Source organism: Streptomyces sp. NPDC111516, from assembly GCF_055635345.1.
The window spans coordinates 329089-342691 of record NZ_JBVKBV010000006.1 but is presented as its reverse complement, the minus strand read 5'-3'; the positions used below and the strand labels follow the sequence as shown (position 1 = coordinate 342691).

12 protein-coding genes are annotated in these 13603 nt (G+C 70.0%); 2 read left to right on the top strand and 10 right to left on the bottom strand.

The window, feature by feature from the left end:
* Positions 1 to 95 precede the first annotated feature (95 nt).
* From pstS to mshD, 8 genes are all read right to left on the bottom strand, one after another.
* Entirely contained in the window at positions 96 to 1235 is a 1140-nt protein-coding gene (gene pstS / locus ACZ7L9_RS15520; RefSeq protein WP_471415669.1) for a phosphate ABC transporter substrate-binding protein PstS, read from the bottom strand.
* A 266-nt stretch (positions 1236 to 1501) separates the two neighbouring features.
* Positions 1502 to 1948, bottom strand: coding sequence for an NUDIX hydrolase (locus ACZ7L9_RS15515; RefSeq protein WP_471415668.1), 447 nt, complete (start codon positions 1946 to 1948; stop codon positions 1502 to 1504).
* A gap of 34 nt (positions 1949 to 1982) precedes the next feature.
* A complete protein-coding gene (locus ACZ7L9_RS15510; protein WP_471415667.1) occupies positions 1983 to 2975 on the bottom strand; it encodes a CHAD domain-containing protein in 993 nt (330 codons plus the stop codon).
* On the bottom strand, positions 2962 to 5211 hold the full coding sequence (locus ACZ7L9_RS15505) for an RNA degradosome polyphosphate kinase (RefSeq protein WP_471415666.1): 2250 nt from the start codon (positions 5209 to 5211) through the stop codon (positions 2962 to 2964). The genes ACZ7L9_RS15510 and ACZ7L9_RS15505 overlap by 14 nt, the downstream gene beginning before the upstream one ends.
* 292 nt (positions 5212 to 5503) lie before the next feature.
* A complete protein-coding gene (locus ACZ7L9_RS15500; protein WP_471415665.1) occupies positions 5504 to 6499 on the bottom strand; it encodes an ABC transporter permease in 996 nt (331 codons plus the stop codon).
* Positions 6496 to 7392, bottom strand: a complete 897-nt coding sequence (locus ACZ7L9_RS15495) for an ABC transporter ATP-binding protein (RefSeq protein ID WP_471415664.1) — start codon at positions 7390 to 7392, stop codon at positions 6496 to 6498. The genes ACZ7L9_RS15500 and ACZ7L9_RS15495 overlap by 4 nt, the downstream gene beginning before the upstream one ends.
* Positions 7389 to 7799 carry a GntR family transcriptional regulator gene (locus ACZ7L9_RS15490; RefSeq protein ID WP_471415663.1) on the bottom strand — a complete coding sequence of 137 codons (411 nt, stop codon included), beginning with the start codon at positions 7797 to 7799 and terminating at the stop codon, positions 7389 to 7391. Before ACZ7L9_RS15490 ends, ACZ7L9_RS15495 begins: the two co-directional genes overlap by 4 nt.
* A gap of 93 nt (positions 7800 to 7892) precedes the next feature.
* Entirely contained in the window at positions 7893 to 8816 is a 924-nt protein-coding gene (gene mshD / locus ACZ7L9_RS15485) for a mycothiol synthase (RefSeq protein WP_471415662.1), read from the bottom strand.
* 308 nt (positions 8817 to 9124) lie between these two features.
* Between mshD and ACZ7L9_RS15480 the strand changes: the two genes are divergently transcribed.
* Complete coding sequence (locus ACZ7L9_RS15480) at positions 9125 to 10948, top strand: bifunctional metallophosphatase/5'-nucleotidase (protein WP_471415661.1); 1824 nt, start codon at positions 9125 to 9127, stop codon at positions 10946 to 10948.
* Here the strand turns inward: ACZ7L9_RS15480 and ACZ7L9_RS15475 are convergent.
* A complete protein-coding gene (locus ACZ7L9_RS15475; protein ID WP_471415660.1) occupies positions 10938 to 12209 on the bottom strand; it encodes an RNA-guided endonuclease InsQ/TnpB family protein in 1272 nt (423 codons plus the stop codon). The genes ACZ7L9_RS15480 and ACZ7L9_RS15475 overlap by 11 nt on opposite strands.
* A gap of 77 nt (positions 12210 to 12286) precedes the next feature.
* Between ACZ7L9_RS15475 and tnpA the strand changes: the two genes are divergently transcribed.
* Entirely contained in the window at positions 12287 to 12643 is a 357-nt protein-coding gene (tnpA, locus tag ACZ7L9_RS15470) for an IS200/IS605 family transposase (RefSeq protein ID WP_471415659.1), read from the top strand.
* Between the two features lie 185 nt (positions 12644 to 12828).
* Here tnpA and ACZ7L9_RS15465 read toward each other — a convergent pair whose 3' ends face one another.
* Positions 12829 to 13533 carry a DUF6333 family protein gene (locus ACZ7L9_RS15465; RefSeq protein ID WP_471415658.1) on the bottom strand — a complete coding sequence of 235 codons (705 nt, stop codon included), beginning with the start codon at positions 13531 to 13533 and terminating at the stop codon, positions 12829 to 12831.
* Positions 13534 to 13603: the final 70 nt, after the last annotated feature.

Below are 13603 nucleotides of genomic sequence, written 5' to 3'. Positions count from 1 at the left end.
GTGGCGGGCCGGTCCGGAGGGGTGCACCGGACCGGCCCGCTGGGTGTCGCTGGTGTTACTGGTGGCGGTTGCGAGCCTCGGCTCGCGCGCCTCGGTTACTGGAGGGAGGCGACGGTCTCGCGGACCTTGCTGTTGATCTCGGTCGGGATCGGCGCGTAACCGGCGTCGGTGAGGAGCTTCTGGCCCTCGTCACTGGCGGTGTAGTTCAGGAAGGACTTGACCGTGGGCAGGGTCTCGGCCTTGTTGCCCTTGTCACAGACGACCTCGTACGTCACCAGGACGATCGGGTACGCACCCTCGGCCTTGGTGGTGTAGTCGAGATCGAGCGCCAGGTCCTTGCCGGTGCCCTTGATCTTGGCGGCGGCGATGGCCTTGGAGGCGTTCTCCGGGGTGGCCTTGACGGGGGCGGAGCCACCGGTGTTGATGTCGACGGTGGAGATCGACTGCGAGGTGGCGTAGCTGAGCTCGAAGTAGCCGATCGAGCCGTCGACCTGCTTCACCTGGGCGGCGACACCGGCCGAGCCGGACGCGGCCTGGCCACCGGGGGCCGGCCACTTCTTCTCGGCTTCGTACTTCCAGTCGCTCGGGGCGGCCTTGCCGAGGTACTTGCCGAGGTTCTGCGTGGTGCCGGAGTCCTCGGAGCGGTGGAAGGCCTGGATGGCCTTGTCCGGGAGCTTCGCGCCGCTGTTGAGCTTGGCGATCGCCGGGTCGTTCCACTTCTTGATCTTGCCGTCGAAGATCTTGGCGAGGGTGGGCGCGTCCAGCGTGAGGTTGTCGACGCCTTCCAGGTGGTAGCCGATGGCGATCGGGCCGCCGACCATCGGGAGGTTGATGCCCTGGCCGCCCGTGCAGACCTTCTTCGACTCGGCGACCTCTTCGGGCTTCAGCGCCGAGTCGGAACCGGCGAAGCCGACCGTGCCCTGGTTGAAGGCGACGATGCCTTCACCGGAGGAGGACGACTTGTAGTTGATCTCGGTGCCCGAGCAGTCGGCCATGTAGTTCTTGACCCAGAGGTCCATGGCGTTCTTCTGCGCGCTGGAGCCGGAGGCGAGCAGCTGGCCCTTGGCGTCGTCGCACTTGATGTTCGACGCGGCGCTCGTCTTGCCGCCGTTGCCGCCGGTGGACCCGCTGCCGCTGTTGTTGTCCGAACCGCACGCCGTGAGGACCAGGGCGCCGGAGACGGCGAGGGCACCGAGCGCGGTGGCACGAAGCCGGTTCTTGCGCTGAAGCTTCACTTTCGGGTGTTCCTTCCAGGAGCCGCCGAGGTGTCTTCGTTCTACGACGGCGTGCGTGGTTATGGGTGCTCCGGCATTGGCGCCGCGCACCGTGCATTGCCGAAGTTAGGCAGAACAGGTGAAGCGGTTTACGGGGGCGGGTGAACGGAAGGTGAACCGTGCTGGGCGGTGCGGTTCTGCTGCGCAGATACGAGGTGCGGGTCTTTGTCCTCAATCGCCGGACGGGCTCGAATCCGTTGGCCCGGTCCGGGGCGAGGGTTCCGTCCTCAATCGCCGGACGGGCTTGACGGTGTGCCCGGCAGGCCGGCGAGCAGGGCGTCCAGCACGTCCCGGTCGTGGGACCGGGTGAGGAGGGTCCGGGCCGCCGCCGGGGAGAGCCAGCTCACCCGGTCTACCTCCGCGTTCGGTATGAAGGCGCCGCCGGTCGCCTCGGCCGCCCAGTAGGCGACCTCCTTGGGGCGCCCGTTCACCACGTACCGGACCGTGGGGAGCGCGGCGCCCGGGGCGCAGTGGTGGCCGGTCTCCTCCAGTACCTCGCGCCGGGCGCAGTCCAGTGCGGACTCGCCGCGCTTCAGCTTGCCCTTCGGATGCGACCAGTCGTCGTAACGAGGCCTGTGGACCAGGCAGACCTCCAGCTCGCCGGAGTACGCGGCCCGGCGCCACAGCACACACCCCGCGGCGAGCACGGGACCCGGGGCGGGCTCGCCGCTCATGGCGTGATCACCGCCCGGTTCGCGTACGGCCCGTTCACGGCGCGACCACCGCCGCGTTCGCGTACGGCCAGCTCTCCCGGAACCGGTTGCGCGCCGCCTCCACCGCGTGCCGCTGATCGGCGTGGAGCACCCCCAGGGCGTACGCGGTCGCGGGCGCGATCCGGGGCGTGCGGGCCGCCGATGCCGCCGCCGCGGCCGCCTCCGACGCGTCCCGGTGCAGATCGAGGGCGTGCCCCGGCGCGGCCAGGACCGGATCGGGGGCGCCCCGTACCACCTCGTGGGCGTACCGGTGCAGGCGCAGCAGCAGCCGGGTCCGGTGCCAGGGCGCGTCCTGCGCCTCGTTGTACGGCTCGACCGCCTTGTCCGACGGGAGCGCGGCCACCGCGCCGAGCAGCTGTTGCTCGGCCCGGTCGGCGGGGCCGTGCAGCATCTCCTCGGCCGGAGCCGTGGCCGCCGCGACGAGCGGGACCTCGGAGGCGAGCAGCGCGACCGCGTCGGCCACCGCGTGGAAACGGGAGGAGCCGAGCGCCTGGAGCGCCGCCGAGTGGGCGCGGGTCCGGGCGAGCGTCAGCTGCCGCTCCAGCAGCGCGCCGGCCCGGGCCGCGCCGACGCCGAGGGCCGCGCGCTCCTTGTCACCGGCGGAGCCGGATGCCGTGCGGGTGACGGGCAGCGAGGTGCCGGACAGGTTGTGCAGCGCTTCGAGGAGCCGGTTCAGCCGGGTCGCGTAGGCGTGCTCCCGGGCCAGGGTGCCCGAGAGCCAGGCCAGTTCCGTGCGGAGCTGCTCGGCCCAGGCCGTGTCCAGGGCCGCCCGGAAGGTGTGCAGCGTGCCGCCGATCCGGCGGGACGAGCGGCGCAGCGCACCGGCGGCCTCCTCGGCGGTGTGGCTCCCGGCGTCCGTGGGGGCGCTGTTCTCGCGGTGCAGGCGCAGGCTGCGCAGGAATTCGGCGGCCTGTTCCTGAAGGTAGGGCGCGAGCACCGCCCCTGCCGTAAGGTCCGCCTGCGTCGTCTGGTGGTCATGGCGTCGCACGCCGGCGCCTCCGGGCGTCAATGAGCATTTCCTGTACGTGCCGCAGCGGCCGGCCGTCCGCGTCCGTGGCGTGCCGGTTCCAGTTCCCGTCGGGACCGAGGTGCCAGGAGGAGGTGGTGTCGGCCATGCCGGTCTCCAGGAGACGGCTGAGCGCGGCGCGATGGGCGGGGTCGGTGACCCGGACCAGTGCTTCGATCCGGCGGTCGAGGTTGCGGTGCATCATGTCGGCGCTGCCGAACCACACTTCGGGTTCGCCGCCGTTGCCGAACACGAAGACCCGGGAGTGTTCGAGGAAGCGGCCCAGTATCGAGCGAACCCGGATGTTCTCGGAGAGGCCCGCGACGCCGGGGCGGATCGCGCAGATGCCGCGTACCCAGATGTCCACCGGCACGCCCGCCATCGCGGCCCGGTAGCAGGCGTCGATGATCGCCTCGTCGACCATCGAGTTGACCTTGATGCGGACGTAGGCGGCCCGCCCGGCCCGCTGGTGCGTGACCTCCTTGTCGATCCGGGTGATCAGCCCGTCGCGCAGGGACTTCGGGGCGACCAGGAGGCGGCGGTAGGTCTCGCGGCGGGAGTAGCCGGAGAGCCGGTTGAAGAGGTCGGAGAGGTCCGCGCCGACCTGCGGGTCGGCGGTCAGCAGGCCGAGGTCCTCGTACAGCCGGGCCGTCTTGGGGTGGTAGTTGCCGGTGCCGACGTGGGAGTAGCGGCGCAGCGTGTCGCCCTCCTGGCGGACGACGAGCGAGAGCTTGCAGTGGGTCTTGAGGCCGACGAGGCCGTAGACCACATGGCAGCCGGACTCCTCCAGCTTGCGTGCCCACTTGATGTTGGCCTGCTCGTCGAAGCGGGCCTTGATCTCGACGAGTACCAGGACCTGCTTGCCGGATTCGGCGGCGTCGACCAGGGCTTCCACTATCGGGGATTCGCCCGAAGTCCGGTACAGGGTCTGCTTGATGGCGAGAACTTCGGGGTCGGCGGCGGCCTGCTCCAGGAACGCCTGCACGGAGGTGGAGAACGAGTCGTACGGGTGGTGCAGGAGCACGTCGCGTTCGCGCAGCGCGGCGAAGATGTCGGGCGCGGCGGCGGATTCGACCTCGGCGAGATCGCGGTGGGTGCCCGCGATGAACTTGGGGTACTTCAGCTCGGGCCGGTCCAGGGACGCTATGCCGAAGAGCCCGGTGAGGTCCAGCGGTCCGGGCAGCGGGTAGACCTCGGCGTCGGACACCTTGAGTTCGCGTACCAGCAGGTCCAGCACGTACGGGTCGATGGACTCCTCGACCTCCAGGCGGACCGGCGGGCCGAAGCGGCGCCGCATGAGTTCCTTCTCCAGGGCCTGGAGGAGATTCTCGGCGTCGTCCTCCTCGACCTCCAGATCCTCGTTCCTGGTGACCCGGAACGTGTGGTGGGCGAGGACCTCCATGCCCGGGAAGAGCTCTTCGAGGTGGGCGGCGATGACGTCCTCTATGGGCACGTACCGCTGCGGCGACGCCTCCAGGAAGCGGGTCAGCAGCGGCGGCACCTTGACCCGGGCGAAGTGGCGGTGGCCGCTGACCGGGTTGCGTACGACGACGGCGAGGTTGAGCGAGAGGCCCGAGATGTACGGGAAGGGGTGCGCGGGGTCGACGGCGAGTGGGGTCAGCACGGGGAAGACGCGCTGCCGGAAGAAGGTGAACAGGCGGGCCTGCTCCTTCTCGGTCAGCTCGGGCCAGCGGATCAGCTGGATGCCCTCGTCGGACAGGGCGGGGGCGACGTCCTGCTGGAAGCAGGCGGCGTGCCGGGCCATGAGCTCGCGCGAGCGGGTCCAGATCAGGTCGAGGACTTCGCGGGGCTGGAGCCCGGAGGCGGAGCGGGTGGCGACCCCGGTGGCGATACGGCGCTTCAGCCCGGCCACCCGGACCATGAAGAACTCGTCCAGGTTGGAGGCGAAGATGGCGAGGAAATTAGCCCGTTCGAGGAGGGGGGTCGCCGGGTCCTCGGCCAGTTCGAGCACTCGTTCGTTGAACGCGAGCCAACTGCGCTCCCGGTCCAGGAAGCGGCCGGGCGGCAGTTCGTCGCCGTCGACGTCGGGTTCGTACGCGTCGACGTCGGCGTCGATGTCGGGATCGAGGTCGGCCCGGGTCGACAGCGCGGCGCCGTTGGACGCGGCGACGGCGTGCGGCCGGTGCGCAGCGAGCGAGCCGACCGACGGCTGTACGGGGGACTGGGCCGGGACCTCGGAGCTGGGCTGCTGGCTCATGGCCCCATTCTTCCGCGTCAGGGGCTCCGAGGGCGCGCCGGAGGGTACGGAGATCGCGGGGAACACGCGGTCCGTGGAGATGCCACGGTTGCCACGGCCTTCGTGGTCTCCGCCGGGATCTCTCCCGTTGCGGGGGGTCGGCACAGCTGGCTGCATCCTGAGAGGGTCGCAAGCCCTTCTGAATGGCCGGTAACGGCGACATGACGTACAGGAAGCGGTGTGCGGGTGCGCGGACCGGTCGTACGGGCCGTGTCCCGGCCCCCGCAGGGGCCCGGACACGGCCGGGGCGGGTTCAGCCGTGCCGGCGGCCCAGCACCCGGAAGGCGAGGGCGACGGCGAGCGCGGCCAGGGCGAGCAGGATGCCGGTCTCGACGAGCTGGAGCGGCCAGAAGTGCGAGACGGGGTGGTAGTCGGCGAAGTAGGTGACTCCGCCTTGGTCGCGCAGGCAGCTCGCGGGGTCCTCCGGCAGGGTCGTGCCGGCCCTGAAGCAGTCCTCCCAGTGGAGCTCCTTGCCGGAGGCGGTGAGCATGCCCGTATGGACGTACCAGGCGTCACCGCTCGGACCGCCGAGGCCGAGGAAGCGGTCGGTCGGCCAGAGCTCGTAGCGGCGTTTGCCGAACCCCAGCATGACCGTGCCGAGGACGAGGGCCGTGAGGCCCATGGACAGGACGGTACGGCGTACGACCACGGCGCACAGGGCGCCCACCGCCACGGCCAGCAGGGCGTAGGCGACGGCGGTCGGGCCGAGGGCGGGTTGGACACCGCTCTCGTACCAGCCCAGTCCCGAGGCGTTCGGGTTGCTCCGCATGCCCGACCAGCCCCACCGGTAGACAAGGACCAGAATGGTCACCCCGGCGGTCACGAGAGCCGCGGGCAGAGCGAGCCGGGCTGCCAGCCATTGGGCCGGGGACACCGACTGGGCCCAGGCGAGCCGGAACGTGCCGCTCTCCAGTTCGCGGGCGATCAGCGGTCCGGCGACGAAGACGCCGATGAGTCCGGCGAGCAGTAGAACGACGGTCCCGCCGCCGGACAGATAGGTCTCGGTGGCGGAGCGGGCGTAGGTGGGCAGGTAGGTGTCGTCGCCGCAGCGGGTGGTGTCGCCGTCGGCGCAGAGTTCGTCCGAGCCCGCGACCGCGACCCAGATCCGGAGCCCGACCACGAGGGCGATGCCCAGCGCCAGGAGGGCGCCGGCCGCCCACAGGACACGGCGGTGCTGGCGGAGCAGGACGCGGACGGGGCCCCGCAGCCGGGCGGGTACGACGGGCGCGCGCAGACCGATGACGCTCATACGGCCGCCACCTCCCGGCCGGCCCCGGCGCTCGGCGTCAGCAGGGCGGGTGCCTGCGGCGACCGCAGATGCGCCAGCAGCAGCTCCTCCAGCGAAGGCTCCGCGGCCTCCCAGACGCCGGTGTCCACCGGACCTTCCCGCCGTACCAGCGCGGTCTGCAGACGTCCCGCCGTGCGGGATTCGACGACGGTGTGCGGCGCGGTGTCCCGTACGGGACCGGTGAGCAGCGCGTGCGCGGCGAGCAGGTCGTCCGTCTCGCCGCCCAGGCGGACCCGGCCGCCGTCGACGAGCAGGAGGTAGTCGCAGGCGCCCTCCAGCTCGGTGAGGATGTGCGAGGACAGCACGATGGTCGTGGCGTACTCGGCGGCCTCGGCCATCAGCGCGCCCATCAGCTGGTGGCGGGCGAGGGGGTCGAGATCGGCCATCGGCTCGTCCAGCAGGAGCAGTTCGGGCCGCTTGCCGAGGGCGAGGGCCAGGGCGAGCCGGGTGCGCTGACCGCCGGAGAGGCTGCGGACCGCGGCGTCGCGCGGGAGCTCCCCGGCGATGCGTTCGGCGGTGGTCTGGTCCCAGGTTTCCGGGTTCAGTTCGGCGCCCGCCCAGAGCGTCCCGGCGACCGTCAACTGCGGGTACAGCGGCTTGTCCTGCGCCACGAAGGCCACCCGTGCCCTCGCCTCCCCGGGTGCCCCGCCCAGCACCCGCACCGTCCCCTCGGCCGGCCGCAGGAAGCCCGCCGCGAGGGCGAGCAGGGTGGACTTGCCGGCACCGTTGGGGCCGACGAGAGCGCACACGCGCCCGGCGGGCAGCCGGAACGAACAGTCGCGCAGCGCCCAGCCGCCGCCCCTGCTCCGGTACTTCATGCCGAGGCCGACGGCCTCGATCGCAGCGCCTGTCATCCGGCCTGATCCCCCTCGAAGGTCTTGTCCAGTACGGCAGTGAAGAGCGCGCTCACATCGTCCTTCTCCAGCCCGGCCGCGCGGGCCCGCCGCGCCCAGTCGGCGAGCTCGGCGCGCAGCGGCGCGTCGTCGACGGCCGCCGCGCCGCCGAGGGTCCGCGTGACGAAGGTGCCGAGCCCGCGCCGGGCCTCGACGAGGCCCTCGCGCTCCAGCTCGCGGTAGGCCTTGAGCACGGTGTTCGGGTTGATGGCGGTGGCCTCGACGACCTCGCGTGCGGTGGGCAGCCGGTCGCCGGGCTCCAGCAGGCCGAGGCGGAGGGCCTGTTTGGTCTGCTGGACGATCTGGAGGTACGTGGCGACGCCGCTGCGCCGGTCGATGCGGTACTCGACCGCTGCGGACTCTGCCATGCTCAACCCCCTTTCACTAATTAAGTAGTGAAAGCCTGACGCAAAGCAGGGGCGGCGTCAAGAGACACCGCCCCTGGTGCGAGCCGTGGCTGCTCAGGACTCCGTGCGGTACATCAGGTCCACCTCGTGCGTCGCGAAGCCCATCCGCTCGTAGACGGCCAGCGCGGCCTTGTTGTCCGCGTCGACGTAGAGCATCGCGGTCGGCAGCCCCTCGGCGGCCAGGTGGCGCAGCCCGATCGCGGTGAGCGCCTTGCCGAGGCCGCCGCCCTGTGCGTCGGGCCGGATGCCGACGACGTACACCTCGCCGAGCTGTTCCTCGGCGTGCACCTTCGTCCAGTGGAAGCCGATCAGCTCGCCGTCGCGCTCGGCCAGGAAGAACCCCTTCGGGTCGAACCACGGCTCCGCCTTGCGGTCGTCCAGGTCGCGCTGGGTCAGTGAGCCCTGCTCGGGGTGGTGGGCGAAGGCGGCCCGGTTCACGGCGAGCCAGGCGGCGTCGTCCTCGCCGGGCACGAAGGTGCGGACGGTGACACCGGGCGGCAGGACCGGCTCCGCGATCTCCGATGCGCTCAACGGGCGGCGCAGCTGGCGCAGTTCGCGGAAGAGAGAGAGGCCGAGGACCTGCGAGAGATGACGGGCCGCGGACTTTCCGCCGTGCGCCCACACCCGCAGTCGCTTCCCGGTCAGGGCGAGCAGCGCCGCTCCCAGTGCCCGCCCGTGCCCCTGCCCGCGGTACGCCGGACGCACGACCAGCTCGGCGGCCGGCGCCTCGACGGGGTCGGTGTCCTCCAACTGCGCGTATCCCACCAGGGTGGCCCCGCTGGTGAGCAGCAGATGCCGCACCCCCTCACGCCGCCCGCCCCGCAACTGCAACCGCCCCTGCTCGGACACGGCCTGCCTGCCATCGGAGCGGGCCGCCTCGGCGAGCAGTCCGGACACGGCCTCGGCCTGCTCGGAGGAGAGCACGTCGAGCGTCTGGATCTCACGTCCGGGGGCGGGGAGAGGTACGTCAGTCGTCATGTGTACGAGCGTACGGCGGAAAGGGCCCCGGGATCTGCCGGACCCCGGCGTTCAAGGGCGGCGGGCGACCCGGGTTCGCTCTCCATGGCGCACACGCCTTCCGGCAGCCGTGCATGTCATGACGTTTCTGTCTGCATATGTACGCACCACGGGCAGGGTAGGTGACTTCGCCCCGATTCGGACCGCATGGCAACCAGTTCGTAACCCCCGACACCTGTCGCGCTACGCGCGTTGACCCTAGGCTGCGGCACGAAGTCTCCAGACTCACCATCACCCTCAACCCTCCCGCTGAACTCACAAGGGGACCGATGTCAGCGACACCGCAGAAGAACCGCGCATCCCGGCGGGTGCTCGCCGCCGCGGCGGGGCTCGCCACCGTCGGCGCGCTCGTCGCCGCGATGCCGGCCGGCGCCCAGGAAAACGGGCAGCACCAGCCGGCCAATACCGTCGACGTGCAACTGCTGTCCTTCAACGACCTGCACGGGAACCTGGAGCCGCCGGCCGGCTCGGCGGGCACGGTCACCGAGACGCAGGCCGACGGCACGACCAAGGCGATCCCGGCCGGTGGCGTCGAGTACCTCGCCTCCTCGCTGCGCACCGCGCGCAAGGGGCACCCGTACTCGATCACCGCGGCCGGTGGCGACATGGTGGGTGCGAGCCCGCTGCTGTCCGGTCTCTTCCACGACGAGCCGACCATCGAGGCGCTCAACAAGATCGACCTCGATGTGACGACCGTCGGCAACCACGAGTTCGACGAGGGCGCCACCGAGCTGGCCCGCCTCCAGAACGGCGGCTGCCACCCGGTCGAGGGCTGCTACGAGCAGGGCAAGAAGTTCAAGGGTGCCGACTTCCCGTACCTCGCCGCCAACGTGACGAACGAGAAGACCGGCAAGCCGATCCTCAAGCCGTACACGGTCTGGAAGAAGAACGGCGTCAAGATCGGCTTCATCGGGGTGACCCTGGAGGGCACGCCGGACATCGTCACGGCCAACGGCGTCAAGGGCCTCAAGTTCCACAACGAGGTCCAGACGATCAACAAGTACGCCGCCGAGCTGGACCGGCAGGGCGTCAAGTCCATCGTCGCGCTGATCCACGAGGGCGGAGCACCGGCCTCCACCTCGTACAACTACGACTGCGACAGCTCCGGCGCCGGTGACGGCATCTCCGGGCCGATCGTCGACATCGCCAAGGGCATCACGCCGAAGGTCGACGCGCTGGTCACGGGCCACACCCACCAGGCGTACGTGTGCAACATCCTGGACCCGGCGGGCAACCCGCGCATGGTCACCTCGGCGGCGTCGTTCGGCAAGCTCTACACCGACACGACCCTCACGTACGACCTCCGTACCAAGGACATCGTCCGTACGTCGGTGAAGTCGGCCGGGGCCTCGAACCCGAAGTCGGTGAACCACATCGTCAACCGGGACCAGCCCAAGGCCACCGACATGACGGACCTGATCGCGCGCTGGAACACCCTCGCGGCGCCCATCGCGAACAAGCCGCAGGGCTACATCACCGCCGACATCAACGGCCGCGGCTCCACGGCCCCCGAGAAGCCGCTCGGCAACCTGATCGCGGACGCCCAGCTGGAGGGCCTGGCCCCGGCGGACAAGGGCGGAGCGGTCGTCGCCTTCATGAACCCGGGCGGCATCCGCGCGGACCTGGTCTACAAGGCGACCGGCAGTGAGGGCGACGGGGTGGTGACGTACGGGGAGTCCTTCACCGTGCAGCCCTTCACCAACATGATGAACGTCGTCGACCTGACCGGCGCCCAGCTGATCACCGCACTCCAGCAGCAGGTCAGCGGCTCCAACGAGGCCAGCCCGAAGATCCTCCAGATCTCCAAGGGCCTCACGTACACCCTCGACATGACCAAGACGGGCGCGGCCCGCGTGGTCACCGACACCATCAAGCTGAACGGTGCGGCGATCGACCCGGCGAAGACCTACCGCGTCGCGATGAACGAGTTCCTGGCAGGCGGCGGCGACGGCTTCGCGGCGCTCGGCGAGGGCACCAACAAGCTGGTCGGCGCGTCCGACCTGGACCTCTTCAACGCCTACCTGGCGGCCCACTCGACGGCCGCCGCGCCGCTGGCCCCGCCGGCGACGGACCGGATCACGGTCATCCATTGACGTGCTCCCTGGCCTGAAGTCCAGGGATTCCGGCCTGGGTCGTCCGACCCTTCCGGGGGCTTCCTGCTTCAACGCGCTGTGCCGGGACTTTCATCCTGGTCTTACCGGCGCTCCACGAGGCGTTTAGCGTCTCCGCCCGTCCGGCGGCGACGATACGGCGTCCTTCGAAGAGGACGTTGCGGGCTGCGTTGTGGTCGCGGTCGTGCACGGTGCCGCACGCCCTGCACGTCCACTCCCGGACGTGCAGGGGCTTGGGGCCGTCCCTGAATCCGCAGGCCGAGCAGATCTGGGAGGACGGGAAAGCACGGTCCACCTTGGCGAAGGTGCGGCCGTGCTTGACCGCCTTGTACTCCAGCATCCCGACGAACGTGGACCACCCCGCGTCATACACGGACTTGGCGAGCCGGGTACGGCCGAGACCGGACACCGCGAGGTCTTCCACATACACCGCTTGGTTGTCGCGAATGATCTGCGTGGATACCTTGTGATGCCAGTCCCGGCGCCGGTCGGCCACCCTGGCGTGCTGGCGTGCGACCTTGATACGGGCCTTGGCCCGGTTCTTCGATCCCTTGGCCTTGCGGGACAGCTCCCGCTGAAGGCGCCTGAGTTTCTTCTCCGCCCTGCGCAGGAAGCGAGGGCTGTCGATCTTCCGGCCATCGGACAGGACCGCGAACGCGGACAGACCGAGGTCGATACCCGACTCCGCCTCCACCTCGGGAAGGATGTCCGGCTCGGTGTCCACCACGAAGCTGAGAAAGTACCGCCCCGAACTGTCCTTGGTGACGGTCAGAGACGTAGGCGCGACCGGAAGCCGACGCGACCATTTCACCTTGAGATCGCCGACCTTGGCCACATACACCGTGCCGTTCTCCTTCAGAGAGAAGGCGTTGGTGTTGAGGCGGATCGACTGCCGGGTGTCCTTCTTCGACTTGTACCGGGGCGCCCCGACCTTCCGGCCCTGCCGCTTTCCCTTGAGGCTGTCGAAGAAGTTCTTGTAGGCGGTGTCGAGGTCCCGAAGGGACTGCTGCAGAACGACCGCCGACACATCGGCGAGCCAAGCCCGTTCCTCGGTGCGCTTGGCCTGGGTGATGCGAAGCCGGGACAACTCCGCGGACGTCACATACGCCAGCCCCGCCGCGTGCGCTTCCTTCCGGTCGCGCAGGCAGTCGTTCCACACCACCCGGGCGCACCCGAACGCCCGGTCCAGCGCACAGCGCTGGGCGGCATCCGGATAAGCCCGGTAATTGTAGCGAAGCTGCACAACCAAGACCCTACTGTGATTGATCTCATGAATCAGGAGAACGACTAAAGGCGCCGAAGACACGTGGTTTTGTCCACTTGGTCTTCGTGACGAAGTACCGACGTGGAGTCTTCGACGACGAGATGCTGACACGCTGCGAAGAGATCGTGCGCAAGGTGTGCGAGGACTTCGAGGCGGAACTGAAGGAGTTCAACGGCGAACGCGATCACGTCCACCTCCTGATCAACTACCCGCCCAAGGTCGCCGTCTCCAAACTGGTCAACAGCCTCAAGGGTGTCTCCGCCCGCCGGATACGCCAGGAGTTCACCGGCCACATCAACCACGCCATCATGCACGGGCACCTGTGGTCGCCCTCGTACCTCTCGGCATCCTGCGGCGGAGCACCGCCGGCGATCGTCCGTCAGTACATCGAGCAGCAAAAACGCCCGCTCTGAAGCGCAGGTCAGAGCAACCCTGAGATGCATTCATCCCCGGCGTGAACACCGGGGCTTTCTGTAAGAGTCCCGGTAACTCCAGTAACTCCCGTAAGCGGGTGAAGTGGGGCGGTGGGCCGGCGGGCCCACCGCCCACTGCGTTTGACGGGTGCCGGGCACCGTTCGGGACGGGCCGCCTGCCGGCCTCAGTCCTGGCGCCAGACGTCGTCGATGGCTTCCTGGACGTCCTCGGTGCGGGTGACTTCGAAGACGGACACCATCAGGTTCTCTTCGCCGTAGACGGAGTGCAGGCCGCAGGCAATGAGGTCGAGGTACTCGACGCCGATGAAGGGCCCGTCCTGGTCGGTGTCGAGGTACTCGGCCCCGGGGTCGCCGGGGTTGACGCCGACGGCCCGCAGGAGCTGTGCGGGGTCGCCGGTGACGTCCTGGTCGTCCCAGCCGTCAGCGGAGAGGCGGGGCTGCCCGGGGACATGGGCGAGGTACTTGCCGTAGTTCTCGGCCGAGTACATCTCGCAGACGGCGGTGATGCGGGCCTCGGGGTGAGCTTTGACCTGGGCATCGAACGCGGCGTCGAGGTTGGTGGAGAGGATGCCGTCCTCACCGAAGGCCGGGTCGCTGATCTGGACGATGTCGCCCCAGCACCCGACGGCGACGTGGTCGAGGTCGCCCATGCGCCGGGGGTGGCCGACGTCCCGGCGGAGCATGGGCTCGAGTTCTTCGGCGACGGTGGCGACGGTGGGGAGTTCGGCGACGACAGCGCGGGCACGGACCGGGTCGTGGGCCGGTGCGTGGCGGATGGTGTGCCGGTCGTAGGGGGCGTGGTAGGGCGGGTGGACGCGGGTGATCTGGAGGGTGGACTGCCGCCAGGCGATACGCGGGTCAGGGCTCATGAGAGGAGCCTAGGCCGGACACCGTCAGGCAGCGATCGGCGTGTCGATTCCCAAACCCCTTGGCTCGCGG